Source organism: Saccharopolyspora sp. NPDC050389 (assembly GCF_040655595.1).
GTDB lineage: Bacteria > Actinomycetota > Actinomycetes > Mycobacteriales > Pseudonocardiaceae > Saccharopolyspora.
Genome location: NZ_JBFAKG010000125.1, coordinates 1 through 23401, shown reverse-complemented (window position 1 = coordinate 23401; position 23401 = coordinate 1). Strand labels below are relative to the sequence as shown.

Genomic DNA, 23401 nt, shown 5'->3' with positions numbered 1-23401 from the left:
GGATGGGAACCTTCCTGTCAAAGCGGTGACAGGAAGGTTCCCATCCTCGCGCCTGCGGGACGTCAGGCTCGGGCGCACTCCGGGGCGTCGCGGTCGCGGTGGGCGCGGACCAGCAGGGCGGCCAGCAGCGCGGCGGCGATCGGGCCGATGGCGAGCGCGGCGAAGACCGGCATCCGCAGCCCGTCCAGGGCGAGGGCGCAGGCCACCATCAGCAGCGGGTAGCTGAACCGCAGGCGGCGCTGCCACCCGAAGTTCCAGCGGACGTGGTTGGCGCTGAGCACGGTCAGCCCGGCCGCGAAGCCGAACAGCAGCGGGGCGGAGAGATCCAGGTCCTGGTCGAGGCTCGCGCGCTGCACGAGCAGCACGTCGAGCAGTGCGGCGACGCCGGCCGCACTGCAGAGGAAGAGCAGGGGGAGGGACACCCACGACCGCACCGTGAGTTTTCCCAGGACCGAACACAGCAGCACGCGTCGAGGATGAACGGCGGACCACCCCGGACGCACCCTCGGCCCCGGGCGGCTCGGCAGGCGGTCCGTTTGATGCGCCGGACGGTTGCCCGGGACCCCACCGGAATACCGGACGGGCACCCTGCGTTGCAGGTCACGAGCCCTGGTCTGGCAGAATGCAGGGTTGATCCGGCACCGGTTCACCGCGCGGCAGCGGCCGCGTGGACCCGGCGGCCAAGAAGAGAGGACAAGCCGTTGAAGAGTGGCATCCACCCCGAGTACGTGGTGACGCAGGTCAACTGCGGTTGCGGTAACAGCTTCACGACCCGCAGCACCCGCAAGACCGGCCAGATCACCGTCGAGGTCTGCTCGAACTGCCACCCGTTCTACACGGGCAAGCAGAAGATCCTGGACACCGGCGGCCGCGTGGCCCGCTTCGAGGCCCGCTACGGCAAGCGCCAGAAGTAGCTGCACCGACGGCGCCCGTCCCACGCGAGCAGTGCGGGACGGGCGCCGTCGCCGCGTTTGGTGTCCGAACGTCCGCAGCAAGTGAAGAGGGTCGCCAGTGGAGACATCGAAGCTCGAAGGGCTGCTCGCCGAGTACGTGGGGCTGGAGCAGCGGCTGGCCGACCCCGGCGTGCACGCCGACCAGGCGAACGCCCGCAAGCTCGGCCGCCGCTACGCCGAGCTCACCCCGATCGTGCGCACCGCGCGGGAGCTCGATCAGGCGCGGTCCGATCTGGACACCGCCCGCGAGTTCGCCGCCGAGGACGCGGCCTTCGCCGAGGAGGCCGACAGCCTCGCCGAGTCGGTCCCGGTGCTTGAGGCGAAGCTCACCGAACTGCTGCTGCCCCGCGACCCGCACGACGGCTCCGACGTGCTGCTGGAGGTCAAGTCCGGCGAGGGCGGCGAGGAGTCCGCGCTGTTCGCCGGCGACCTGCTGCGCATGTACCTGCGGTTCGCGGAGCGCCAGGGCTGGCGGGCCGAGGTGCTGGACAAGACCGAATCCGACCTCGGCGGCTTCAAGGACGCCACGGTCGCGATCAAGGCCAAGGCCGGCGACACCAGCCCCGACGGGGTGTGGTCGCGGCTGAAGTTCGAGGGCGGCGTGCACCGCGTGCAGCGGGTGCCGGTCACCGAGTCGCAGGGCCGGGTGCACACCTCGGCCGCGGGCGTCCTGGTCTACCCCGAGCCGGAGGAGATCGAGGTGGAGGTCGACGAGAAGGACCTGCGCATCGACGTCTACCGGTCGTCCGGGCCGGGCGGGCAGAGCGTGAACACCACCGACTCGGCGGTGCGCGTGACCCACCTGCCGACCGGCATCGTGGTGTCCTGCCAGAACGAGAAGTCGCAGCTGCAGAACAAGCACCGCGCCATCCAGGTGCTCAAGGCCCGGTTGCAGGCCCATGCCGAGGAAGAAGCCGAGCGGGAGGCCTCGGAGGCGCGGCGCAGCCAGGTGCGCACAGTGGACCGTTCGGAGCGCATCCGCACCTACAACTTCCCGGAGAACCGCATTTCCGACCACCGGGTGAACTACAAGGCCTACAACCTGGACCAGGTCCTCGACGGCGATCTGGCCGCGGTGGTGGCCGCCCTGCTCGCCGCCGACAGGAAAGAACGACTCGCGCTCTAAGCTGAACGTGTGACGCGACAGCCCCTGCGCCTGGCCATCCTCGAGGCGGAACGCATCCTCGCCGCGGCGGGCGTGGCGAGCCCGCGCACCGATGCGGAGCTGCTGGCCGCGCACCTGCTCGGCGTCGAGCGCACCAAGCTGATGATGGTGCCGCTGGTGGATCCGCCGGTGGTCCAGGCGCTGCACGACCTGGTGCGCCGCCGGGCCGCGCGGGTGCCGCTGCAGCACCTCACCGGCAACGCCTGGCTCGGGAACGTGACGCTCAACGTCGGGCCAGGGGTGTTCGTGCCCCGGCCGGAGACGGAGCTGCTGCTCGCGTGGGGCCTGGCGACGCTGGAGGGCGTGGACCGGCCGACCGTGGTGGACCTCTGCACCGGGTCCGGGGCGCTGGCGCTGGCGATGGCGAACGCCCGCCCGGACGCCACCGTGCACGCGGTGGAGAAGGAACCCGCCGCGCTGGCCTGGGCGCGCCGCAACGCCGATCAGCAGGCGCAGGCCGGTGACACCCCGATCCACCTGTACGCGGGCGATGTCACCGACCCGATGGCGTTCATGGAGCTGGAGGGCCTGGTCGACCTGGTCCTCTGCAACCCGCCTTACGTGCCGGAGGGCACGCCGGTGCCGCCGGAGGTCCGCAACCACGACCCGCACGAGGCGGTGTTCGGCGGTCGCGACGGCCTCGACGTGGTCCGGCACGTCATCGGCTGCGCGGCCAGGCTGCTGCGCCCCGGTGGCGGGGTGGCCATCGAGCACGACGACACCCACGGCGGTTCGGTGCCCGCCCTGCTGCGCGCCCGCCGCGTCCTCGAAGACGTCCAGGAGCACGCCGACCTGGCCGGCCGCCCCCGCTTCGCCACCGCCCGCCGCACCCAGCCTCCGGCGCCCTGACCTGCGGTTTGACAGGAAGGTTCCCATGCTCCCGCCGCCGCGCCGGGGTCAGTGGGCGTTGACGAACTCGCGGAGCAGGGCGTTGAACTCGTTGGGCTTCTCGCGGTTCGGCCAGTGGCCGGCGCCGGAGATCACCCGCAGCGACGCGCCCGGGATCGCGTCCGCGGCGTCGCGGGCCGCCGACACCGGCACGATGGCGTCGCGCTCGCCGTGGATCACCATCACCGGGCACCGGATGCGGTCCAGGTGCGGGAGGTGGTTGATCCGCATCGCCCGCCGGTCGACGGCGTCGGCGTGCCAGTCGGCGAACACCGAGCCCCGCGCGCCCGCTTCGGCGACCACTTCGTCGACAATGGACTCCAGGTCCGGCACGGCCTGCCCGCCGGCGAAGAAGCCCCGCGTCAGCACCTGGCGGGCGAAGGAACGGTTGAGTCGCAACAACTTCGCGGCAAGCGGTCCGGCGAAGCCGGTGCGCAGCAGCGCGTAGGTCAGGAAGTGGTGCGGCATCTTGTGCTGCATGCCGGTGCTGTCCACAAGCACCAGTCCGCGCACCCGCTGCGGATTGCGCAGCGCGAAACCAGCCGCGATGCTGCCGCCCATCGACAGGCCGACCAGGATCGCGTCCGGCACCCGCCAGGCGTCCAGCAGCCAGCGCAGCACCTCTTCGAAGGTGCGCTGGTTCGCGCTGCCGTGCCACGGCATGCTGCCGCCCTGGCCGGGCAGATCCGGCGCGAACACCCGGTGGTCGGCGGCCAGCACGCCGATCGCGTGGCGCCAGCTCAACATCGCGTTGTCCGGGCCGCCGCCGTGCAGCAGGACGATCGCCGGACCGCTGGAACCCGCCCGGTAGAAGCGGATCTTGCCGGCCGGGAACTCGATCTGGTCGACCTCGACACCCTGGGGTGGGGCGGTCATGCTCGCTCTCCTCGCGTTCGTCGCAGTTTCGTGCCCGCTTCCGGCAGACGCCCGAGCGCCACCGGCGTTGCCCGGTGCGGGCACACCCAACGGATCTCGGTCGAGCGCCGAGGTGTTACTCGGGACGAATATTCCCGGACGGAGATCGGCGGCACCACTCGAACGGGTCGATTGGGGGCGTGCCAGGATTCGGGTGTGAGCACCGTCTATGACTGCACCAGTCCGGACAGCCGCGAGGCGGGCCTGGCCGCCGCGGCCAACACGGTTCGCGCGGGCGGGCTGGTCGTGCTGCCCACCGACACCGTCTACGGCATCGGCGCGGACGCCTTCGACGCCAACGCAGTGCACGCCCTGCTCGCCGCCAAGGGGCGCGGCCCGGACATGCCGGTGCCGGTGCTGGTCGGCTCCTGGTCCACTGTGGATGGGCTGGTGATGTCGGTCCCGCAGCAGGCGCGGGCGCTGATCGAGGCGTTCTGGCCCGGCGGGCTGTCGCTGGTGCTGCCGCAGGCGCCGTCGCTGTCCTGGGACCTCGGCAACACCCGGGGCACGGTCAACCTGCGGATGCCGCTGCACCCGGTCGCCCTGGACCTGCTGCGCGAGGTCGGCCCGATGGCCGTCTCCAGCGCCAACCGCACCGGCCAGCCGCCGGCCGCCAGCGCCGGCGAGGCGCGCGAGCAGCTCGGCGACTCGGTGCAGGTGTACCTGGACGGCGGCCCGTCCGGGGAACCGGTGGCCTCCACCATCGTCGACCTCACGCAGGGCACGCCGCGGGTGTTGCGGGAGGGCGCGGTGAGCCTCGCCGACCTGTCCGAGGTGCTCGGTGAGGACCTCGAAGCGGACCGGTGAAATCCGTCCGGGCGCGGGCCGATAGCGTTAGCTCCGCCAGCCGCAACGTGAACAGCGATGAGGAGCGCCGGGTTTGAGCAATCCGTTCTGGGGGCTGAAGTTCGAATTCACGCGGGCCTCGGCACCGCGCGAGTGAGCCACCGGTATGGACAACGCGCCATGGGCTCCGGCCGGGCTTCCCGCCCGTGAGTACCTGCTCGTCATGCTCACCGCCGCGGCGGCGACCTTCCTGCTGACCGGGCTGGTCCGGCTGCTGGCCTTCCGGGTCGGCGCCGTCGCGTATCCCCGGCAGCGCGACGTGCACGTCAAGCCGATGCCGCGGATGGGCGGCGTCGCGATGTTCGGCGGGGTGCTGGTGGCCATGTTCCTGGCCGCCAACCTGCCTGCGCTGTCGCGCGGGTTCACCTACTCCAACGACATCCTGGCGGTGGTCATCGCCGGCGGGCTGATCGTCCTCGTCGGCGCGCTGGACGACCGCTTCGAGCTGGATTCCCTGACGAAGCTGGCCGGGCAGGTCACCGCCGCCGGGATCCTGGTGCTCTTCGGCGTCCAGTGGTTCGTGTTCTGGGTGCCGTGGGGCGGCGCCGACGGGCACCTGGGGCAGCTCATGGTGCTGGGCAGCAACCAGGGCCAGCTGCTGACGGTGCTGCTGGTCGTGGCGATGATCAACGCGATGAACTTCGTGGACGGGCTGGACGGGCTGGCCTCCGGCATCGGCCTGGTGTCGGCCACCGCGACGTTCGTGTTCTGCCTCGCCGTCCTGGACCGGCAGAACGGCGACGTCAACGCCTACCCTCCGGCGCTGATCGCGGCCGCGATCGCCGGCGCCTGCCTGGGCTTCCTGCCGCACAACTTCCAGCCGGCCAAGATCTTCATGGGCGACTCGGGTTCGATGCTGATCGGCCTGATGCTGGCCACCGCCACCACGTCCGCGTCCGGCCGGATGGACTACACGCTCCTGAACCCGACCGACACCATCGCGCTGCTGTCGCCGCTGCTGGTCGTCGCGGCGGTGCTGTTCGTGCCGCTGCTGGACCTGATCATGGCCGTGGTTCGCCGCACCCGGGCGGGCAAGAGCCCGTTCCACGCCGACAAGATGCACCTGCACCACCGGCTGCTGGAAATCGGGCATTCGCAGCGCCGCGCGGTGCTGCTGATCTACCTGTGGGCGGCCGTCATCGCCTTCGGCGCGGTGTCGTTGACGCTGTTCAACACCGTTGTTGTGGCGTGGGTCGTAGGCCTCGGGGTGCTGCTGGCCGCTATCATTTCGGTGATTCCGCGTATGCGCACCCGATCCGATCGAGAGTCCCGATGAGCGAAGCGACCGACACGCCGACCCCCGCCGAGCCGGCCGAGACCGGTGAGCCGGTGAACCCGCACGCGGAAACCGTGCGCAGGCTCGCGTCGGCGATGCTGCGCACCGCCGTGTGGCCGGGTGTGGCGACGGTGGCCATCGGTGCTGTCGTGGCGACCGTGCTGGTCGGCGTGTCCGGCCTGGTCGGGGCGCTGGTCGGCGGCGTTGTGGCGTTCGCCTCGTCGCTGCTGACGATCTGGCTGATGCGGTTCACCGGTGGCATGAACCCGCACTTCGTGATGGTCGCCGCGCTCGGCGGCTACGTCGGCAAGATGATCGTGCTGCTGGTGGTGATGACGCTGCTCGGCGGCGTCGACGCTATCCACCGGGAGTCGTTGGCGTTCACCATGCTGGCCACCGTGATGGTGTGGGCGGGCGCCGAGGTCGTCGCGTTCAAGCGCACCAAGATTCCCACGATCGTGCCGGGAAGCTGACTCGTTTCGACCTGATTTCCAGGCGTTCGGCCGCTGCGTCGGACGGGTGGAAGCGGACCACATGTCGGGTGACTACCTACCCGCTGGTATCGTCCCGCCGAAGAAGCCTTCCCTGCACAGCGCGGGTCCAAGGGGTGCACCGAGACCCCGGGGCCCCACCGGGTGGGGAGGGCCCCTCCGCGTGCCAGATCGCGTATCAGGTACGTTAAGTGCAAAACGTGACGATTCCCCCGGCCGAGTGAAGTTCACCGGGAGAACCGGAAGGAGCCCAGTTGGGCGCGCTGATGCTGGCCGAGGGCGGAACATTCCAACCGCCGGGTGCCGATAGCTTTATCCTTCCGCCGATCTTCGGCGGAGTCACCAAGCCGATGCTCCTCGTCGTGCTCTCGGCGATCGTCGTGGGCGCGTACTTCGTGATCGCCACCCGGAACCTGAAGCTCGTTCCGGGCAAGGGGCAGTTCGTCGCGGAGTTCGTCTACGAGTTCAGCCGCAACAAGATCGCGCGGGAACACATCGGGGCCAAGGATTTCCGTCCGTTCGTGCCGCTGATCTTCGCGCTGTTCACGTTCATCCTGGTGAACAACATCTTCGGCATCGTCCCGATCATCCAGTTCCCCACGATGTCGCGGATCGGTTTCCCGATCGCGCTGGCCGCCGTGGTGTACCTGGTGTTCCACGGTGTCGGCTTCGCGCGGCACGGGTTCCTGGGCTACTTCAAGCACATCATGTTCCCGCCCGGGGTGCCGAAGCCGATCTACGTCCTGCTGTCGCCGATCGAGCTCTTCCAGAAGTTCATCGCGCAGCCTGCCGCGCTGGCGATCCGAGTGTTCGCAGCGATGTTCGCCGGTCACCTGATCCTGCTGGTGTTCACGCTCGGTGGCGAGTTCCTGCTGCTCGAGGCCGGGGCCGCGCTGAAGCCGGTCTCGCTCGTCGGGTTCGCCTTCGCCATTGCGCTGACCTTCGTCGAGGCCCTGATCCAGGTGCTGCAGGCGTACATCTTCGCGCTGCTGACCGCGAGCTTCATCGGCGCGGCGTTGTCCGAAGGCCACTGAACAAGAGACTTCGTTCCCAACAAAGGACCTGTCGATCCGCGCCGAGAAGCGGACCGAGTGAAAGGTAGTGACAGTGAGCAACATCGTTCTCGCGCAGGCAGCCGAAGCCGCGGGCAGCATCAACCCCGGTCTGGCCGCGATCGGTTACGGCCTGGGCGCCATTGGCCCCGGTATCGGTGTCGGCCTGATCTGGGCCGCCGTCATCAACGGCACCGCCCGCCAGCCGGAGGCCCAGGGCCAGCTGCAGGGCATCGCCTGGATCTCGTTCGTTCTGGTCGAGGTGCTGGCGCTGATCGGCCTGGTCGTCTACTTCATCGCGTCGGCTTCTGGCACTGCCTGATAACGGCTCAACGCGTTGGGAGACGTTGTGGTGAAGACGCAGATGCTGCTAGCCGCGGAAGGCGAGCACAACCCGATCATCCCCGAGCCAGCGGAGATCGTGGTCGGTCTGATCGCCTTCCTGCTGCTGCTGTTCGTGCTGTGGAAGTACGCGGTCCCGCGCTTCGAGAAGATCTACGCGGAGCGCAGCGAGCGGATCGAGGGCGGTATCCGCAAGGCCGAGGCCGCGCAGGCCGAGGCCCAGCGGACGCTGGAGCAGTACAAGTCGCAGCTGGCCGAGGCCCGCGCGGAAGCGGCCCGGATCCGCGATGACGCCCGCGCCGAAGGCCAGCAGATCCTGGAAGAGATGCGCACCCAGGCGCAGACCGAGTCCGAGCGGATCATCAACCAGGGCCAGACCCAGTTGGCGCACCAGCGGGCTCAGATCGTCGCCGAGCTGCGGTCGGACCTCGGCCGCCAGGCGGTCGAGCTGGCCGGCCGGATCGTCGGCGAATCCCTGGAGGACGAGGCCCGCCGGCGGGGCACCGTCGACCGGTTCCTCGACGAGCTGGAGGCCACCGCGGCCCCGGCGTCGTCCGAATCGGCCAAGGCCTAACCGAGTGAAAGGCGCTGAGAGTTGAGCACCCTCGTGAACGCCGCGAGCCGTGAGGCGCTGGCAGCCACCGAGCTGCAGCTGCTGCAGGCCACCGATGGGGCCCAGGCTGCGGAGATCACCGGGCTCGCCGACGAGCTGTTCGGCGTGGCCGCCCTGCTGGGCCGCGAGTCCACGCTGCGGCGGGCGCTCGCCGACGCCTCCACCGACCCGCGGTCCAGGGAAGACCTGGCCCGCGGGCTGTTGGCGGACAAGCTCGGCGCGCGGGCGCTGCCGGTGGTCGTCGAGGCCGTCCGGGCCCGTTGGTCCAGCCCGAAGGACCTGATCGACGGGCTGGAGCGGCTGGCCCGCACCGCGCTGCTGGTGCAGGCCGAGCGGGCCGGCCGGCTCGACGCCGTCGAGGACGAGCTGTTCCGGCTGGGCCGCATCATCGGCTCCCAGGTGGACCTGGAGCGGTTGCTGTCGGACCGGACCGGCGACGAGGCGGGCAAGTACGCGGTCGTCGACCAGCTCATCGAGGGCAAGGTCGAGCCGGTGACCCTGAACCTGGTCCGCCAGCTGGTGGCACGGCCGCGCGGCCGGCGGGTCAGCGAGGGGCTGGAAGAGCTGGCCGAGCTGTCGGCGAAGCGCCGCGAGCGCTCGGTGGCGCACGTCCGGTCCGCGATCCCGCTCAGCGATGAGCAGCAGCAGCGGCTGTCGCGCACGCTGCAGCGGATCTACTCGCGGCCGATCGCCCTGCACCTGGAGGTCGACTCCGGGGTCGAGGGCGGGCTGCTGATCCGGATCGGCGACGAGGTCATCGACGGCAGCATCACGGGACGCCTGCAGTCCCTGCGGCGCGACCTCGCCGACTAAGCCGACGGGGCCGCGGGCCCGGGAAACCGGCGCGGCGCCGAACACCAACTCCCTTCCAAGAACTAACCGAGGGCAGGAACGAGACATGGCGGAGCTGACGATCTCGTCGGACGAGATCCGCAGTGCGATCGAGAAGTACGTCTCCAGCTACTCCCCGGAGGTCAGCCGCGAGGAGGTCGGAGTCGTCACTGATACCGGTGACGGCATCGCCCATGTCGAGGGTCTGCCTTCGGTGATGACCGAGGAACTGCTGGAGTTCCCGGGCGGCATCTACGGTGTCGCGATGAACCTGGAAGCTCAGGAGATCGGTGCGGTCATCCTGGGTGAGTCCGAGAAGATCGAGGAAGGCCAGGAGGTCAAGCGGACCGGCAAGGTCATGTCGGTGCCGGTCGGCGACGGCTTCCTCGGTCGCGTGGTCGACCCGCTGGGCGCCCCGATCGACGGGCTCGGCGACATCGTCGCTGAGGAGCAGCGTCCCCTGGAGCTGCAGGCCGCGACGGTCGTGCAGCGACAGGGCGTGGGCGAGCCGCTGCAGACCGGTATCAAGGCCATCGACTCGATGACCCCGATCGGCCGCGGCCAGCGCCAGCTGATCATCGGCGACCGCAAGACCGGCAAGACCACGGTCGCGGTCGACACGATCATCAACCAGAAGGGCAACTGGGACAGCGGCGACCCGCAGAAGCAGGTCCGCTGCATCTACGTGGCGATCGGTCAGAAGGGCTCCACGATCGCCGGCGTGAAGCGGTCCCTGGAGAACGCCGGGGCGATGGAGTACACCACCATCGTCGCCGCGCCGGCCTCCGACTCGCCGGGTCTGAAGTGGCTGGCCCCGTACGCCGGTTCGGCCATCGGCCAGCACTGGATGTACCAGGGCAAGCACGTCCTGATCGTCTTCGACGACCTGACCAAGCAGGCCGAGGCCTACCGGGCGATCTCGCTGCTGCTGCGCCGCCCGCCGGGCCGCGAGGCCTACCCGGGCGACGTCTTCTACCTGCACTCGCGTCTGCTGGAGCGCTGCGCGAAGCTCTCCGACGAGATGGGCGCCGGTTCGATGACGGGTCTGCCGATCATCGAGACCAAGGCCAACGACGTGTCGGCCTACATCCCGACCAACGTCATCTCCATCACCGACGGCCAGTGCTTCCTGCAGTCCGACCTGTTCAACTCGGGTCAGCGCCCGGCCATCGACGTCGGTATCTCGGTGTCGCGCGTCGGTGGTTCCGCGCAGATCAAGGCGATGCGGAAGGTCACCGGGTCGCTGAAGATCGACCTGGCGCAGTTCCGCGAGCTGGAGGCGTTCTCCGCGTTCGCCTCCGACCTGGACGCCGCGTCGAAGGCGCAGCTGGAGCGCGGTGCCCGCCTGATGGAGATCCTCAAGCAGGGCCAGGGCGCGCCGCTGCCGGTCGAGGAAGAGGTCGTCTCGCTGTTCCTGGGCACCCAGGGGCACCTCGACTCGGTGCCGGTCGCCGACGTGCGCCGCTTCGAGTCCGAGTTCCTGGCGCACCTGCGGCGCACCCACGAGTCCGTGCTGAAGGACATCGTCGAGACCAAACAGCTCTCCGACGACGGTGCCAAGTTCATCGTGGAATCGGTGGAGGACTTCAAGAAGCAGTTCACCTCGTCCGACGGTTCCTCGGTCGCCCCGGGAGAGCAGCCGGAAGCCGAGGCGCTGGCGGCCGACGAGGTGGGCCAGGAGACCGTCAAGGTCAACCGCCCCGCCCCGAAGAAGTGACCGGATAGCCATGGCTCAACTTCGGGAACTGCGAAACCGCATCCGGTCGGTCAAATCGACCCGGAAGATCACCAAGGCGCAGGAGCTGATCGCTACCTCGCGCATCATGAAGGCGCAGGCCAGGGTCGAGGCGTCCCGCCCGTACGCGGACGAGATCACCAACGTCCTGACCGCGCTGGCCGACGTGAGCACGCTGGACCACCCGCTGCTGACCGAACGCTCCAACCCGAAGCGCGCCGGCGTGCTGATCGTGACCAGCGACCGGGGCTTCTGCGGTGGCTACAACGCCAACGTGATCAAGGCGGCGGAAGAGCTGCAGACGCTGCTGCGCGAGCAGGGCAAGACCCCAGTGCTGTTCGTCATCGGCCGCAAGGGCGAGGCGTACTACCGCTTCCGGCAGCGCAAGGTCGAGGCGAGCTGGACCGGTTTCACCGACCGGCCCGCCTACACCGACGCCGCCGAGGTGGGCGAGACGCTGGTCAAGGCATTCCTGGCGGGTGCCGACGACTACCTCGACGACGGGGGCTCGGACGGTACGCTAGGTGTGGATGAGCTGCACTTGGTGCACACCGAGTTCGTCTCCATGCTCACCCAGAAGCCGACGGTCAGGCGGATCGCGCCGCTGGAGGTCGAGTACGCCGAAGAGCCTGCGAAGGCCCTCAAGTCGACGTACGAGTTCGAACCGGACGCGGAGGCCCTGCTCGGGGCCCTGCTGCCTAAGTACATCAAGACCCGCCTGTTCGCCGGTCTGCTGGATGCAGCGGCGTCCGAGCACGCGGCCCGCCGGACGGCTATGAAATCGGCGACGGACAATGCGGACGAATTGATCCGCAACCTCAGCCGTGAGGCCAACCAGGCTCGCCAGGCCCAGATCACCCAAGAAATCAGCGAGATCGTCGGTGGTGTCGAGGCGCTCTCGTCAGCAGGAAGTGAGTGACATGACTGCTACTGCCACTAGCACTGCTACGGGCACTGGCCGCGTCGTCCGGGTCCTCGGCCCGGTCGTGGACGTCGAGTTTCCGCGAGACCAGGTGCCGGACCTCTACAACGCGCTCTCCGTGGACATCACCGCGGAAGCCATGGCCAAGACGCTGACGCTGGAGGTCGCCCAGCACCTGGGTGACAGCGTCGTGCGGACGATCTCGATGCAGCCGACCCAGGGGCTGGTGCGCGGCGTGGCCGTGACCGACTCCGGCGCGGGCATCTCGGTGCCGGTCGGCGACGTGGTCAAGGGCCACGTGTTCAACGCCTTGGGCCACTGCCTCGACGAGCCGGGCTACGGCTCGGACGCCGAGCGCTGGACGATCCACCGCAAGGCACCGGCCTTCGACAAGCTCGAAGGCCGGACCGAGATGCTGGAGACCGGCATCAAGGTGATCGACCTGCTCACCCCGTACGTGCAGGGTGGCAAGATCGGTCTGTTCGGTGGCGCCGGTGTCGGCAAGACGGTGCTCATCCAGGAGATGATCCGACGGGTCGCCAAGAACTTCGGTGGCACCTCGGTGTTCGCCGGTGTCGGCGAGCGCACCCGTGAGGGCAACGACCTCTGGGTGGAGATGGCGGAGTCCGGCGTGCTCGCCGACACCGCGCTGGTCTTCGGCCAGATGGACGAGCCGCCGGGCACCCGTATGCGGGTCGCGCTGTCCGCGCTGACGATGGCGGAGTACTTCCGCGACGTGCAGAACCAGGACGTGCTGCTGTTCATCGACAACATCTTCCGGTTCACCCAGGCCGGCCAGGAGGTTTCGACCCTGCTGGGCCGGATGCCGTCCGCGGTGGGTTACCAGCCGACGCTGGCCGACGAGATGGGTGAGCTGCAGGAGCGGATCACCTCGACGCTGGGTCGCTCGATCACCTCGATGCAGGCGATCTACGTGCCCGCGGACGACTACACGGACCCGGCCCCGGCGACGACCTTCGCCCACCTGGACGCGACGACCGAGCTTTCCCGGCCGATCTCGCAGAAGGGCATCTACCCGGCGGTGGACCCGCTGTCGTCCAGCTCCACCATCCTCGACCCGGCCATCGTCGGCGAGGAGCACTACCGGGTGGCGCACGAGGTCAAGCGGATCCTGCAGAAGTACAAGGAACTGCAGGACATCATCGCCATCCTCGGTATGGACGAACTGTCCGAAGAGGACAAGGTGACGGTGCAGCGGGCGCGTCGCATCGAGCGCTACCTGTCGCAGAACTTCTTCGTGGCCAAGCAGTTCACCGGCCAGGAGGGCTCCTTCGTGCCGCTGAAGGAGACCATCGAGGCGTTCGACAAGCTCTGCAAGGGCGACTTCGACCACTACCCGGAGCAGGCGTTCCTGTCCATCGGTGGTCTCGACGACCTGGAGCAGGCGTACAAGAAGCTCACCGAGAAGTGAGCGCCGGGCCCCGGTGACGGGGTCGGCAGACCGGCAACGGGGTCGGGGTCCGAGCGCGGACCCCGACCCCGCTTGCGAAAGCACCGCGACAAGGCATTTCCAGCCCGGCCAGTCACGATCGCCCAGGTGGCACCGGATAGACTGCGGGCACACACCCGACAAAGGAGACGCGCGTGGCCAACATGTCCGTCCAACTGGTCGCCGTCGAGCGCCGCCTGTGGTCCGGGGAGGCGACCGCCGTGGTCGCGCAGACCACCGAGGGAGAGATCGGCATCCTGCCCGGGCACGAGCCGCTGCTCGGTGAGCTGATCGAGGGTGGTGTGGTGCGCATCACCACCACCGAGAAGGAGACCGTCACGGCAGCGGTGCACGGTGGTTTCCTGTCGGTCACCGCGGACGGGGTAAGCGTGCTGGCGGAGACCGCGGAGCTCGCCTCCGAGATCGACGTGGAGCAGGCCCGCGCGGACGTCAAGAGCGCCGACGAACAGGCCCGAGCACGGGCCTTGAGCCGATTGCGAGCAGCCGGCCACTCGGCCTGATCCGGCCGCGCATGGGTTCCCCGGTCTTGTTGCTGGCGGTGGCCTTCGGGCTGTTGCTGATCGCTGCCCTGGTAATCGGGGCGCTCGCGTGGCGGCGGCTGCGGGAACTGCGCGCCGGGGGCATCGACGTGGCGCTGCGCGCCAGCAAGGACGGCGGTGGCCGCGGCTGGCACTTGGGCGTCGCGCACTACCGGGGCGAGGAGTTCGCCTGGTATCGAGTGCTCAGCCTGCGGTCCGGGCCTAACTGGGTGATCAACCGCCGGAACGTGGAGATCGCTCGGCGCCGCGAGCCGTCGATGGCCGAGGCCTATGCGATGCCGGCCGGATCGACGGTCCTCGACCTGACCGGCCCGGAGCTGGAGCTGGCGATGAACACCGACGCCCTGACCGGCTTCCTGTCCTGGCTCGAATCGGCCCCACCGGGCCGATCGGTGCCCTGGGCATCCTGAACCAACCAGCGGGGTCCGCCATCGGGCCCCGCTTTTTTGTGCGCTGACAGCATGGGAACCTTCCTGTCACCCGAGTGACAGGAAGGTTCCCATGCTCACATCCGGCGGCCGAGGTCGGCGCAGACATCGTGCAGGAGCTGCCGGAAGACGTCGGTGAGCGGGGCGTGCCGGGTGCTGGTGGGCACGGCGGCGTGGATGCGGCGGTGCAGCCCGGACGCGAGCGGTCGGTGCACGGTGCCGGGGGAGCCGCCGATGGCGAGGCGGGGGATGAACGAGACGGCGACCCCGGCGGAGACCACCGCTTCGGCGACGGCGTAGGACTCGAACTCGAAGGTCACCTTCGGGGCGAAGCCCTCGGCCCGGGCGGCGGCCTCCAGCTGGCGCCGGTTCGGCAGGCTGCGCGGGGCGCAGGCCCAGGCGTCGTCGCGGAAGTCGTGGAGTTGCGGCGCGGCCCGATCGGCGAGCGGGTGATCGCTGGGCAGCACGGCGTGGACGGGATCGTCCATGAGGTGCACGAGGCGCACGCCCGGCGGGACGTCGAGCGCCTCGTCGTACTCGCCGACCAGCGCCAGGTCGAGCTGGTGCGCGGCGACCCGATCGATGCCCTCGGCAGGGCCCAGGTCCACGACGGAGAGTTCGGCTCCCGGATGCCTATGGCGCAGCGCGGCCAGCGTCTCCGGGAGCAGTGCGAGCCCGGCGGTGGGGAAGGCGCCGAGGCGCAGCCGGTTGCGGTGTTCGTCGCGGAATCGCGCGGCGTCATCAGTCGCGTCGTCGAGCGCTGCGGCGATGCGCTCTGCCTGTTCGGCCAGCCGGATGCCCAGCGGGGTCAGGCGGACGCCGTGGGCGTGCCGCTCGACGAGCTGGGCGCCGACCTCGTTCTCCAGCCGGGCAAGCTGCTGCGACACGGCCGGGGGAGTCCGGCGGAGCTGTTCGGCGGCGCGGGTGACGCTGCCCTGCTCCCGGAGGGCCAGTAGCACCAGCAGACGCGACGGATCGAGCATGAAGTTTCACTTTACGCTTCCTGAAGTTCGGTAACTGGAAGTGAATCTGCCCGCGGAGAAGACTTGGCGGCGTGACCAAGCAAGCCAGTTTCACCATCGAACCCGAGCCCATCGACAGCCCCGAGGCCCAGCTGGCCCTCGGCCGCTACATCGAGGAGCTGAACGGCCGGTTCCCGGGCGGGTTCGACACCAGTCGCGCAGCCCCGCCCGCGAAGGACGACTTCACGCCGCCGGCCGGGGACTTCCTGGTGGTTCGCGCGGAAGGCCGGGTGCTCGGGTGCGGCGCAGTGCGCACCGAGCCGGGCGGCATCGCCGAGATCCGGCGGATGTGGATCGCGCCGGAACTGCGCGGCCGGGGCGCGGGCCGGGCCCTGCTCGCGGCGCTGGAGGAGCGCGCGCGACGGTTCGGATGCTCGTTGATCCGCCTGGACACCGCCGCCGAGCTGCACGAAGCCCGCGCGCTCTACGACTCGGCCGGCTACCGCGAGATCCCGGCGTACAACGACAACCAGTACGCCAGGCACTGGTTCGAGAAATCGGTGCGCTGACGGGGCTCTAAGCTGCGGGAATGCGCATCGAGACGGTCGCGTACGACCACCCCGACGCCGAGCAGTTGATCGCCGAGCTCCAGCGGGAGTACGTCGTCCGCTACGGCGAGGAAGACCTGACGCCGGTGGATCCCGTCGAGTTCCAGCCGCCCGGGGGCCTGTTCCTGCTCGGCTACGTCGACGCCCGCGCGGTCGCCTCCGGCGGGTGGCGGATCCAGGACGGCGATGGGCCCGGTTTCCGGGACGGCGACGCCGAGCTCAAGCGCATGTACATCGCTCCCGATGCGCGCGGCAACGGGCTGGCGCGGCGGATGCTCGCCGAACTGGAGAACACCGCCGCGCTGGCAGGCCGCAAGCGCATCGTGCTGGAGACCGGCATCCGGCAGCCGGAGGCGATCGGCCTCTACACCTCCTCCGGCTACGCCGAGATCGAGAAGTTCGGGGTGTACCACGACGACCCGCTGAGCAGGTGTTTCGGCAAGGAGCTCTAGGCGTTGCCGCCCGGCCGCCAAAGCACGTCGCCATCCGGGTTCGCCACCCGGGCGAGGATGAACAGCAGGTCCGAAAGCCGGTTCAGGTACTTGGCGGGCAGCGGAGAGGTGCGCTCGCCGTCGGCCTCCTGCAGCGCCCACGCGGACCGCTCGGCGCGCCGGGCCACGCACCGGGCCTGGTGCAGCAGCGCGCCGCCGGGAGTGCCGCCCGGGAGGATGAAGGAGTCCAGCTTGCCCAGGCGCGCGTTGAACTCGTCGCACCAGCCTTCGAGGCGGTCGACGTAGGCCTGGGTGATCCGCAGCGGCGGGTACTTCGGGCTTTCCACCACCGGGGTGGACAGATCCGCGCCCACGTCGAACAGGTCGTTCTGCACCGCCCGCAGCACCTCGACGACGTCGTCGGCGAGCTGCGCGGTGGCCAACGCGACGCCGAGCACCGAATTCGTCTCGTCCACGTCCGCGTAGGCGATGAGCCGCGGATCGGTCTTGTGCACCTTGGAGTTGTCCGACAGCCGTGTCGTGCCCGCGTCGCCGGCCCGCGTGTAGATCTTCGTCAGGTGGACAGCCATGCCGTCAGCCTAGGCGGAGCCGGCGGTGCCCGGTCGGGCGTGACAGGAAGGTTCCCATGCTTCAGCCCTGCCGGGCCGGTGCGGGGCTGGAGTGACAGGAAGGTTCCCATGCTCGCTCCGATGCAACCCGCTCCGATGGCGGTGGGGGTCGGGCCGTAACCTCGATGCTCGTGAGTGAGCACTTCCGGGTACACGGCGGGGCGCGCCTCGTCGGCGAGGTCGATGTCGTCGGGGCGAAGAACAGCGTGCTGAAGCTGATGGCTGCGGCACTGCTGGCGGAGGGCACGACGACAATCGTCAACTGCCCGGAGATCCTCGACGTTCCGCTGATGGCCGACGTGCTGCGCAGCCTCGGCTGCGAGGTGTCGATCGATGGCGGCACGGTGCACATCACGACTCCGGCGGTGATCAGCCACGAGGCCGTGTCTCCGTCGATGGGCAAGCTGCGCGCGTCGGTGTGCGTGCTGGGACCGCTGGTCGCCCGGTGCCGCCGCGCCGTCGTGACGCTGCCCGGCGGCGATGCGATCGGTTCCCGCCCGCTGGACATGCACCAGAACGGGCTGCGGCAGCTCGGCGCGACCAGCCACATCGAGCACGGTGCGGTGGTGGCCGAGGCCGAGAACCTGCGCGGCGCCCAGATCTGGCTGGACTTCCCCAGCGTGGGTGCGACGGAGAACATCCTGATGGCCGCGGTGCTGGCCGAAGGCACCACGGTGATCGACAACGCGGCGCGGGAGCCGGAGATCGTCGATCTCTGCGTGATGCTGCAGCAGATGGGCGCCAAGATCGAAGGTGGCGGCACGTCCACGCTGACGGTGCATGGCGTGTCCTCGCTGAAGGCGGTCGAGCACCGCGTGATCGGGGACCGGATCGTCGGCGCGACCTGGGCGTTCGCCGCCGCGGCGACCCGGAGCGACATCACGGTGCGCGGTGTCGATCCGCGGCACGTGAACCTGGTGCTGGAGAAGCTGCGCAGCGCCGGCGCGGAGGTCACCACGTCCGACGAGAGCTTCCGCGTGGTGATGCACGGCCGCCCGCATGCGGTGGACTTCGTGACGCTGCCGTACCCGGGCTTCCCGACGGACCTGCAGCCGATGGCGTTGGCGTTGTCGGCGGTCGCCGACGGCACGTCGATGATCACCGAGAACCTGTTCGAATCCAGGTTCCGGTTCATCGAGGAACTGGTCCGGATGGGCGCCGACGCCCGCACCGATGGGCACCACGCGGTGGTGCGCGGCCTGGACCGGTTGTCCAGCGCCCCGGTTTGGGCGACCGACATCCGGGCCGGGGTGGGCCTGGTGCTCGCCGGGCTGTGCGCGGACGGTTCGACCGAGGTGTGGGACGTGTTCCACATCGATCGCGGTTACCCGAATTTCGTCGAGAACCTGCGCGGTCTCGGCGCCGAGATCGAACGCGTGACCGACTGAGCGGGATCCGTTCCTGCTGCAGTCCACCCGTTCGGGCGTGACCATGGGCGAGAACCCTGCTCCTGCGTTGAAGGGGCGATGGTCATGGCGAGCAGAGGGTGGACGCGAAGAGATTTCCTGAAGGGCTCCTGCGTCGCGGCGGGCGCACTCGTGCTGGGCGGCGGCGCGCTGTCCGGGTGCGCGCGCACCGGCGGGGGCGGTGCCGGCGGCGATCCGCTCGAAGCGGCCCGCAGCTCCGGCACCATCCAGGTCGGCATCGCCGGTGAGGCGCCCTACGGTTTCACCGACGCGGCCGGCCGGGTCACCGGTGAGGCGCCGGAGGTGGCGCGCGCGGTGTTCCGGGGCCTGGGCGTCAACGACGTGCAGGCCTCGCAGGTCGACTTCAACCAGCTGATCCCGGCCCTGAACGCGGGCAAGTTCAGCGTGGTCGCGGCGGGCATGTTCATCACCCCGGAGCGCTGCAAGAACGCGGCGTTCTCGATCCCGGACTACCTCGCGCCGACGGCGTTCCTGGTGCCCAGGGGAAACCCGGAGGGCGTCACCTCGTTTGAGGACGTGGTGAGGAAGAAGCTCCAGGTCGCGGTGCTCAGCGGAGCGGTGGAGAAGGACTACGCGCAGCGGCTGGGCGTGCCGGATTCGCAGGTGCAGGTCTTCGACACGCAGAACGCGCTGCTGCAGGCGGTCGTCAACAAACGCGCCTACTGCGCCGCGCTGACGAACATCTCGCTCAACGACGTGGTGAAGAAGAGCCCGGGCGCGCAGGTCGAGGTCACCAGGGGCTTCACGCCGGTGATCAACGGCAAGGCCGAGGTGCAGGCGGGTGCGTTCGTGTTCCGCTCGCCGGACACCGCGCTGCGCGATGCGTTCAACACCGAGCTGAAGAAGCTGCACGACAGTGGCGAATGGGTACGGATCACCGAGCCGTTCGGTTTCACCCGCGACAACCTGCCACCGGCCGATGTGACCACGGAGTCGCTGTGCGCCGGTAGCTGATCCCGGCGACGGGAGGCGACATGTTCGGGAACTTCTCGCACTTCCTCTCGGTCCTGCTGCAAGGCGTGCCGGCGACGGTGATCGCGACGCTGTGCGGCATCGCGCTGTGCATCGTGCTGTCGTTCGCGGCCGGCCTCGGCATGCTGTCGCCTTGGCGGTGGGTCCGAGTCATCGCCCGCAGCTACGTCGAAATCTGGCGCGGCACATCCGAAGTCGTGCAGCTGTTCTGGATCTTCTTCGCACTGCCGCTGCTGGTCGGCTTCGAGCTGCTGCCGCTGTGGGCGGGCATTCTCGTGCTCGGCCTGAACCACGGCGCGTACGGCGGCGAGATCGTGCGCGGCGCGGTGCGGGCGGTGCCGAAGGAGCAGCACGAGTGCGCGGTCGCGCTGAGCTTCGGCCCGGCGCAGCGGATGCGGCGGGTGATCCTGCCGCAGGCGGTGGTGGAGATGATCCCGCCGTTCAACAACCTGTTCATCCAGCTGCTGAAGAGCAGCGCGCTGCTGTCGCTGATCTTCGTGCACGACATCACCTACCAGGGCAGGGACGTCCTCGAACCGAACTTCACCGGCCAGACCGCGCTGATCTACCTGTTGATGCTGGCGCTGTACCTGGTGCTGGCGGTGCTGATCACGGCGGTGATGCGGGCGCTGGAGAAGCGGGCCGCCGCAGCCGTCGGCCGCGAGCCGGTCGGGCCGTCGAAGGCGCTCGGCCGGGCCGAAGGCGGGGCGGTCTAGTTGATCTGGGACTGGGAGTTCACCGGTCGGATCATCCCGGACATCCTGGGCGGCTTGGTGGTGACGTTCGAGGCCACGCTGCTGGGCTCGATCGTGGCCTTCGGGCTCGGCCTCGTGCTGGCGCTGCTGCGGCGATCCCGGATCCGGCTGGTCAGCAGGGCGGTCTGGGTGTTCATCGAGTTCGTCCGAAGCACGCCGCTGCTGGTGCAGCTGTACTTCCTGTTCAACGTGCTGCCCGGAATCGGCCTGAGGTTCTCCTCGCTGACCACCGGCGTGATCGGTCTCGGCGTGCACTACGCCTGCTACACCGCGGAGGTCTACCGGGCCGGGATCGAGGGCGTGCCGCGCGGTCAGTGGGAGGCGGCGACGGCGCTGAGCCTGCCCGCTCGCAGGGTGTGGACGAGCGTGATCCTGCCGCAAGCGATCCCGCGGGTGCTGCCTGCGCTGGGCAACTACACGATCTCGATGTTCAAGGAAACGCCGCTGCTGCTGGCGATCGGGGTACTCGACCTGGTGGGAGCGGCGCAGGAAGCCGGGTCGGAGGCCTACCGGTACGTCGAGCCGCTGACCTTGGCGGGCATCTGCTTCCTGCTGCTCAGCTACCCGTCATCGCTGCTGGTGCGGAGGTTGGAACGCCGTGTCGGGATCTGAAGCGGGCCACGACATGATCCGGTTCGACCGCGTGGTCAAGCGGTTCGGCGACAACGTCGTGCTCGACGAACTGGACTTCGCGGTCCGGCCGGGCGAGCGGGTCACCCTGATCGGGCCCAGCGGATCGGGCAAGACGACGATCCTGCGGCTGCTGATGACGCTGGAACGGGTCGACGGCGGCACCATCCACGTCGGCGAGGACTGCCTGACCCACGTGCGTCGTGGCGAGCGACTGGTGCCCGCCGACGAGAAGCACCTGAGAAAGGTGCGGAGGCGGATCGGCATGGTGTTCCAGCAGTTCAATCTGTTCCCGAACATGCGGGTGCTGCGCAACATCACCGAAGCGCCGGTCCACGTGCTCGGCCAGTCCGCTGAGGACGCCGAGCGGCGGGCGCGGGAACTGCTGGACGTGGTGGGCCTGGCGGACAAGATCGACGCCTATCCCACGCAGCTTTCCGGCGGCCAGCAGCAGCGGGTGGCGATCGCGCGGGCGCTGGCGATGAGCCCGGACGTGCTGCTGCTCGACGAAATCACCTCGGCCCTGGACCCGGAGCTGGCCGCCGAGGTGCTCGACGTGCTGCGAGACCTGGCGCGCACCAGCGACATCACGATGTTGTGCGTGACGCACGCGATGAAGTTCGCCCGCGACGTCTCGCATCGGGTGCTGATGTTCGACGCAGGCAAGATCGTCGAGGACAAGCCGCCCGCTGAGCTGTTCGAGAAACCGGAGCAGGAGCGCACCCGGGCGTTCCTGCGGTCGGTGCTGGAGGAGGCCTGACCGGTGGCTGTCGGCGCCGACGGCTAGGGTCCGCGGCAGATTCCGAAGCAGCCGGGAGGACGCCGATGACCACGTCGACGAAGGTCGGCCGATTGATGGCCTTCACCGCGAAGCCGGGCAAGGGCGGCGATCTCGCGGCTGCGATGCTGCAGGTCGCGGAGGGCCTCCGGCAGGTGCCCGGCTGCGAGCTCTACGTCATCAGTCAGGATTCCGGCGACCCGGACACGGTTCGGGTGGTCGAGGCGTGGGCGGACGAGGCGAGCGCGGACGCCGCACTGACGGCAGCGGCCAACATCACCGGCGCCGTCAGCATCGAAACGGTGCTGGGAATGCTGGCGAAGCCACCGGAGCGCATCGACCTGACCACGCTGGGCGGCGTGGGGCTGTGACGCCGAGGCCCGGCCGCCTGCGACGGGTCAGGCCTGATTCCGGCGTTCGTGCAGGAGAAGCAGGGTGTAGGCGGCGATCGACTGCGCATCGGTGATCTCGCCTGCGGAGATCATCTTCTCGAACTCGGTACGGGAGAACCAAGCGGCGCGCATGTCCTGCTCCTCCAGCTCGCGCTCATGCTCGCCCGCAGTGAGCCCGGTGGCCAGGAACGCCCGGCCTCGCTGGCTGGTAAGCCCGGGAGCCACGTCGAGGACGCCGAGGTCGACGAGGTTCGCGGCCCGCAGACCGGTTTCCTCGCGCAACTCCCGCGCGGCCAGCTCGGTGGGCGCGACGTCGAGCCGGTCCGGCGCGGTGCCCTGCGGAAATTCCCAACGCCGCAGGCCCAACGGGTAGCGGAACTGCTCCACGAGGTGGAGTCGATCGCCATCGAGCGGGATCACCAAGGCGTAGTTGGGTTTGTCGACCACGCCGTAGATCCCGTCGGAGCCGTCGGCCCGCTGAATGCCGTCCTCGCGAACGGTCATCCACGAGTTGGCGTACACCTCGCGGCTGCTCGTCTGCTGCATGACGCCATGATGCCGCACGCAGGATCCCAGCGGTCCGGTCAACCGAGGGCACGCTCGCATAGCCGCGCGACGACGTCAGGTGTCGGTCAACGATCGCGCGGTGTTGGGTGGTTATTGCTCTGCCGCCTGGTCTGGGTGTTCGTCTGGGGTCCATTGTGGGCGGTGGGATGAACTCGGGTCGTCCGTTGTGCATGGTGATGTCCCATCGTTGGTTGTGGAGTGTGCGGTGGTGGTGGCCGCAGAGCATGACCATGTTGTTCAGGTTGGTTGCGCCGCCGTCGACCCAGTGTTGGATGTGGTGTGCTTCGGGTGTTCCCGGCGGCCGGTCGCATCCGGGGAACGCGCACACGCCGTCTCTACGTAGTAGTGCGGCGCGGATGTGGGTGGGCGCGGTGCGTTTGGCCCGGCCGACATCCAACGGAAGGCTGTCGCCGTCGAGGACGATCGGGAGGATTTCGGCGTCGCAGGCGATCCTGCGTGCGTTCTGGGCGGTGATGGCGCGTTCGGTGTTCAACGTGCCGGGCATGCCGTGCTCGTTGACATATCCGAGCCCTCGTTTGAGGTCGTCGAAGTCGATGGCGATGGTCATCTGCGGCCGCTGCCCACCCGTGCGCGGCATGCCGTCGTGATCCAACGCCAGATCCAGCAACGCCGCGAACCCGTCGGCATTCCGCTGCCCGACGGTGCGCGGGTCTTTCTCCCCGTCAACCTCGGGGCGGGGTGCGGCGAGGGGCTCGATCAACGCGGCGAACTTCGCGCCGGTTTCCCGGTCGAGGCGGGCTTTGATGATGGTCATGCCGTCCC

28 protein-coding genes and 1 pseudogene are annotated in these 23401 nt (G+C 69.4%); 23 read left to right on the top strand and 6 right to left on the bottom strand.

Annotated features, from left to right (window positions below; genetic code table 11):
- Positions 1–62: 62 nt before the first annotated feature.
- Complete coding sequence (locus AB0I53_RS44590; protein WP_358615898.1) at positions 63–467, bottom strand: hypothetical protein; 405 nt, start codon at positions 465–467, stop codon at positions 63–65.
- Between the two features lie 234 nt (positions 468–701).
- On the opposite strand from AB0I53_RS44590, the gene rpmE reads away from it, so the two are divergent.
- The 3 genes from rpmE to prmC all read left to right on the top strand — a co-directional run bounded on the left by rpmE (position 702) and on the right by prmC (position 2967).
- Positions 702–914, top strand: coding sequence for a 50S ribosomal protein L31 (gene rpmE, locus AB0I53_RS44585; protein ID WP_358615895.1), 213 nt, complete (start codon positions 702–704; stop codon positions 912–914).
- Positions 915–1011: 97 nt separating this feature from the next.
- The gene (gene prfA, locus AB0I53_RS44580) at positions 1012–2079 is read left to right on the top strand and encodes a peptide chain release factor 1 (protein WP_358615893.1); all 1068 of its coding nucleotides are present in this window, start codon (positions 1012–1014) and stop codon (positions 2077–2079) included.
- A gap of 9 nt (positions 2080–2088) precedes the next feature.
- The gene (prmC, locus tag AB0I53_RS44575; RefSeq protein WP_358615891.1) at positions 2089–2967 is read left to right on the top strand and encodes a peptide chain release factor N(5)-glutamine methyltransferase; all 879 of its coding nucleotides are present in this window, start codon (positions 2089–2091) and stop codon (positions 2965–2967) included.
- 48 nt (positions 2968–3015) lie between these two features.
- Here the strand turns inward: prmC and AB0I53_RS44570 are convergent, their stop codons facing one another.
- Positions 3016–3882, bottom strand: coding sequence for an alpha/beta hydrolase (locus tag AB0I53_RS44570; protein WP_358615888.1), 867 nt, complete (start codon positions 3880–3882; stop codon positions 3016–3018).
- 195 nt (positions 3883–4077) lie between these two features.
- Between AB0I53_RS44570 and AB0I53_RS44565 the strand changes: the two genes are divergently transcribed.
- The 12 genes from AB0I53_RS44565 (at position 4078) to AB0I53_RS44510 (ending at position 14449) form a co-directional block, all read left to right on the top strand.
- On the top strand, positions 4078–4728 hold the full coding sequence (locus AB0I53_RS44565) for an L-threonylcarbamoyladenylate synthase (RefSeq protein WP_358615886.1): 651 nt from the start codon (positions 4078–4080) through the stop codon (positions 4726–4728).
- A gap of 145 nt (positions 4729–4873) precedes the next feature.
- Positions 4874–6043, top strand: coding sequence for an MraY family glycosyltransferase (locus AB0I53_RS44560; RefSeq protein ID WP_358615883.1), 1170 nt, complete (start codon positions 4874–4876; stop codon positions 6041–6043).
- Complete coding sequence (locus tag AB0I53_RS44555; RefSeq protein WP_358615881.1) at positions 6040–6516, top strand: hypothetical protein; 477 nt, start codon at positions 6040–6042, stop codon at positions 6514–6516. Before AB0I53_RS44560 ends, AB0I53_RS44555 begins: the two co-directional genes overlap by 4 nt.
- A 272-nt stretch (positions 6517–6788) precedes the next feature.
- On the top strand, positions 6789–7568 hold the full coding sequence (gene atpB / locus AB0I53_RS44550) for a F0F1 ATP synthase subunit A (protein ID WP_358615879.1): 780 nt from the start codon (positions 6789–6791) through the stop codon (positions 7566–7568).
- A 73-nt stretch (positions 7569–7641) separates the two neighbouring features.
- Positions 7642–7908, top strand: coding sequence for an ATP F0F1 synthase subunit C (locus AB0I53_RS44545; protein WP_358615876.1), 267 nt, complete (start codon positions 7642–7644; stop codon positions 7906–7908).
- 30 nt (positions 7909–7938) lie between these two features.
- Entirely contained in the window at positions 7939–8502 is a 564-nt protein-coding gene (locus tag AB0I53_RS44540; protein ID WP_358615903.1) for a F0F1 ATP synthase subunit B, read from the top strand.
- Between the two features lie 21 nt (positions 8503–8523).
- A complete protein-coding gene (locus AB0I53_RS44535) occupies positions 8524–9354 on the top strand; it encodes a F0F1 ATP synthase subunit delta (protein WP_358615874.1) in 831 nt (276 codons plus the stop codon).
- An 85-nt stretch (positions 9355–9439) separates the two neighbouring features.
- Complete coding sequence (atpA, locus tag AB0I53_RS44530) at positions 9440–11089, top strand: F0F1 ATP synthase subunit alpha (RefSeq protein WP_358615872.1); 1650 nt, start codon at positions 9440–9442, stop codon at positions 11087–11089.
- Between the two features lie 10 nt (positions 11090–11099).
- Positions 11100–12026 carry a F0F1 ATP synthase subunit gamma gene (locus AB0I53_RS44525; protein ID WP_358615869.1) on the top strand — a complete coding sequence of 309 codons (927 nt, stop codon included), beginning with the start codon at positions 11100–11102 and terminating at the stop codon, positions 12024–12026.
- A gap of 1 nt (position 12027) precedes the next feature.
- On the top strand, positions 12028–13461 hold the full coding sequence (atpD, locus tag AB0I53_RS44520) for a F0F1 ATP synthase subunit beta (RefSeq protein WP_358615866.1): 1434 nt from the start codon (positions 12028–12030) through the stop codon (positions 13459–13461).
- Positions 13462–13634: 173 nt separating this feature from the next.
- A complete protein-coding gene (locus tag AB0I53_RS44515; protein ID WP_358393134.1) occupies positions 13635–14000 on the top strand; it encodes a F0F1 ATP synthase subunit epsilon in 366 nt (121 codons plus the stop codon).
- 11 nt (positions 14001–14011) lie between these two features.
- A complete protein-coding gene (locus AB0I53_RS44510) occupies positions 14012–14449 on the top strand; it encodes a DUF2550 domain-containing protein (RefSeq protein WP_358615864.1) in 438 nt (145 codons plus the stop codon).
- 95 nt (positions 14450–14544) lie between these two features.
- On the opposite strand, the gene AB0I53_RS44505 is transcribed toward AB0I53_RS44510, so the two are convergent.
- Entirely contained in the window at positions 14545–15450 is a 906-nt protein-coding gene (locus tag AB0I53_RS44505) for a LysR family transcriptional regulator (protein ID WP_358615861.1), read from the bottom strand.
- Between the two features lie 71 nt (positions 15451–15521).
- Between AB0I53_RS44505 and AB0I53_RS44500 the strand changes: the two genes are divergently transcribed.
- Both AB0I53_RS44500 and AB0I53_RS44495 read left to right on the top strand, forming a co-directional pair.
- Positions 15522–15998, top strand: a complete 477-nt coding sequence (locus AB0I53_RS44500; protein ID WP_358615858.1) for a GNAT family N-acetyltransferase — start codon at positions 15522–15524, stop codon at positions 15996–15998.
- 20 nt (positions 15999–16018) lie between these two features.
- Positions 16019–16489, top strand: a complete 471-nt coding sequence (locus AB0I53_RS44495) for a GNAT family N-acetyltransferase (RefSeq protein ID WP_358615855.1) — start codon at positions 16019–16021, stop codon at positions 16487–16489.
- On the opposite strand, the gene AB0I53_RS44490 is transcribed toward AB0I53_RS44495, so the two are convergent.
- Positions 16486–17058, bottom strand: coding sequence for a cob(I)yrinic acid a,c-diamide adenosyltransferase (locus AB0I53_RS44490; protein ID WP_358615853.1), 573 nt, complete (start codon positions 17056–17058; stop codon positions 16486–16488). The two genes, AB0I53_RS44495 and AB0I53_RS44490, sit on opposite strands and share 4 nt — an antisense overlap.
- Positions 17059–17228: 170 nt before the next feature.
- Between AB0I53_RS44490 and murA the strand changes: the two genes are divergently transcribed.
- The 6 genes from murA to AB0I53_RS44460 all read left to right on the top strand — a co-directional run bounded on the left by murA (position 17229) and on the right by AB0I53_RS44460 (position 22030).
- Positions 17229–18485, top strand: coding sequence for a UDP-N-acetylglucosamine 1-carboxyvinyltransferase (gene murA, locus AB0I53_RS44485; RefSeq protein ID WP_358615850.1), 1257 nt, complete (start codon positions 17229–17231; stop codon positions 18483–18485).
- An 84-nt stretch (positions 18486–18569) separates the two neighbouring features.
- Positions 18570–19478, top strand: coding sequence for an ectoine/hydroxyectoine ABC transporter substrate-binding protein EhuB (gene ehuB, locus AB0I53_RS44480; RefSeq protein ID WP_358615847.1), 909 nt, complete (start codon positions 18570–18572; stop codon positions 19476–19478).
- 20 nt (positions 19479–19498) lie between these two features.
- Positions 19499–20212, top strand: a complete 714-nt coding sequence (gene ehuC, locus AB0I53_RS44475; protein WP_358615845.1) for an ectoine/hydroxyectoine ABC transporter permease subunit EhuC — start codon at positions 19499–19501, stop codon at positions 20210–20212.
- Positions 20213–20863, top strand: coding sequence for an ectoine/hydroxyectoine ABC transporter permease subunit EhuD (gene ehuD / locus AB0I53_RS44470; protein ID WP_358615842.1), 651 nt, complete (start codon positions 20213–20215; stop codon positions 20861–20863). It abuts the gene before it with no gap.
- Positions 20864–20876: 13 nt separating this feature from the next.
- Positions 20877–21641 (top strand): ectoine/hydroxyectoine ABC transporter ATP-binding protein EhuA, encoded by a 765-nt coding sequence (ehuA, locus tag AB0I53_RS44465; protein ID WP_358615901.1) that lies wholly within the window; start codon positions 20877–20879, stop codon positions 21639–21641.
- A 65-nt stretch (positions 21642–21706) separates the two neighbouring features.
- Positions 21707–22030 (top strand): antibiotic biosynthesis monooxygenase, encoded by a 324-nt coding sequence (locus AB0I53_RS44460; protein ID WP_358615839.1) that lies wholly within the window; start codon positions 21707–21709, stop codon positions 22028–22030.
- Positions 22031–22057: 27 nt separating this feature from the next.
- On the opposite strand, the gene AB0I53_RS44455 is transcribed toward AB0I53_RS44460, so the two are convergent.
- Positions 22058–22597, bottom strand: coding sequence for an NUDIX hydrolase (locus AB0I53_RS44455; RefSeq protein ID WP_358615836.1), 540 nt, complete (start codon positions 22595–22597; stop codon positions 22058–22060).
- A gap of 220 nt (positions 22598–22817) precedes the next feature.
- A pseudogene (locus AB0I53_RS44450) lies at positions 22818–23393 on the bottom strand (DUF222 domain-containing protein); the annotation flags it as partial.
- Positions 23394–23401: the final 8 nt, after the last annotated feature.

Excerpts from the sequence above, each read along its gene's own strand:
- AB0I53_RS44570 (WP_358615888.1), bottom strand. The coding sequence starts at position 3,882 with ATGACCGCCCCACCCCAGGGTGTCGAGGTCGACCAGATCGAGTTCCCG.
- AB0I53_RS44560 (WP_358615883.1), top strand. The coding sequence starts at position 4,874 with ATGGACAACGCGCCATGGGCTCCGGCCGGGCTTCCCGCCCGTGAGTAC.
- AB0I53_RS44555 (WP_358615881.1), top strand. The coding sequence starts at position 6,040 with ATGAGCGAAGCGACCGACACGCCGACCCCCGCCGAGCCGGCCGAGACC.
- atpA (WP_358615872.1), top strand. The coding sequence starts at position 9,440 with ATGGCGGAGCTGACGATCTCGTCGGACGAGATCCGCAGTGCGATCGAG.
- AB0I53_RS44525 (WP_358615869.1), top strand. The coding sequence starts at position 11,100 with ATGGCTCAACTTCGGGAACTGCGAAACCGCATCCGGTCGGTCAAATCG.
- atpD (WP_358615866.1), top strand. The coding sequence starts at position 12,028 with ATGACTGCTACTGCCACTAGCACTGCTACGGGCACTGGCCGCGTCGTC.
- AB0I53_RS44510 (WP_358615864.1), top strand. The coding sequence starts at position 14,012 with ATGGGTTCCCCGGTCTTGTTGCTGGCGGTGGCCTTCGGGCTGTTGCTG.
- AB0I53_RS44505 (WP_358615861.1), bottom strand. The coding sequence starts at position 15,450 with ATGCTCGATCCGTCGCGTCTGCTGGTGCTACTGGCCCTCCGGGAGCAG.
- AB0I53_RS44495 (WP_358615855.1), top strand. The coding sequence starts at position 16,019 with ATGCGCATCGAGACGGTCGCGTACGACCACCCCGACGCCGAGCAGTTG.
- AB0I53_RS44490 (WP_358615853.1), bottom strand. The coding sequence starts at position 17,058 with ATGGCTGTCCACCTGACGAAGATCTACACGCGGGCCGGCGACGCGGGC.
- ehuB (WP_358615847.1), top strand. The coding sequence starts at position 18,570 with ATGGCGAGCAGAGGGTGGACGCGAAGAGATTTCCTGAAGGGCTCCTGC.
- ehuC (WP_358615845.1), top strand. The coding sequence starts at position 19,499 with ATGTTCGGGAACTTCTCGCACTTCCTCTCGGTCCTGCTGCAAGGCGTG.
- ehuA (WP_358615901.1), top strand. The coding sequence starts at position 20,877 with ATGATCCGGTTCGACCGCGTGGTCAAGCGGTTCGGCGACAACGTCGTG.
- AB0I53_RS44460 (WP_358615839.1), top strand. The coding sequence starts at position 21,707 with ATGACCACGTCGACGAAGGTCGGCCGATTGATGGCCTTCACCGCGAAG.
- AB0I53_RS44455 (WP_358615836.1), bottom strand. The coding sequence starts at position 22,597 with ATGCAGCAGACGAGCAGCCGCGAGGTGTACGCCAACTCGTGGATGACC.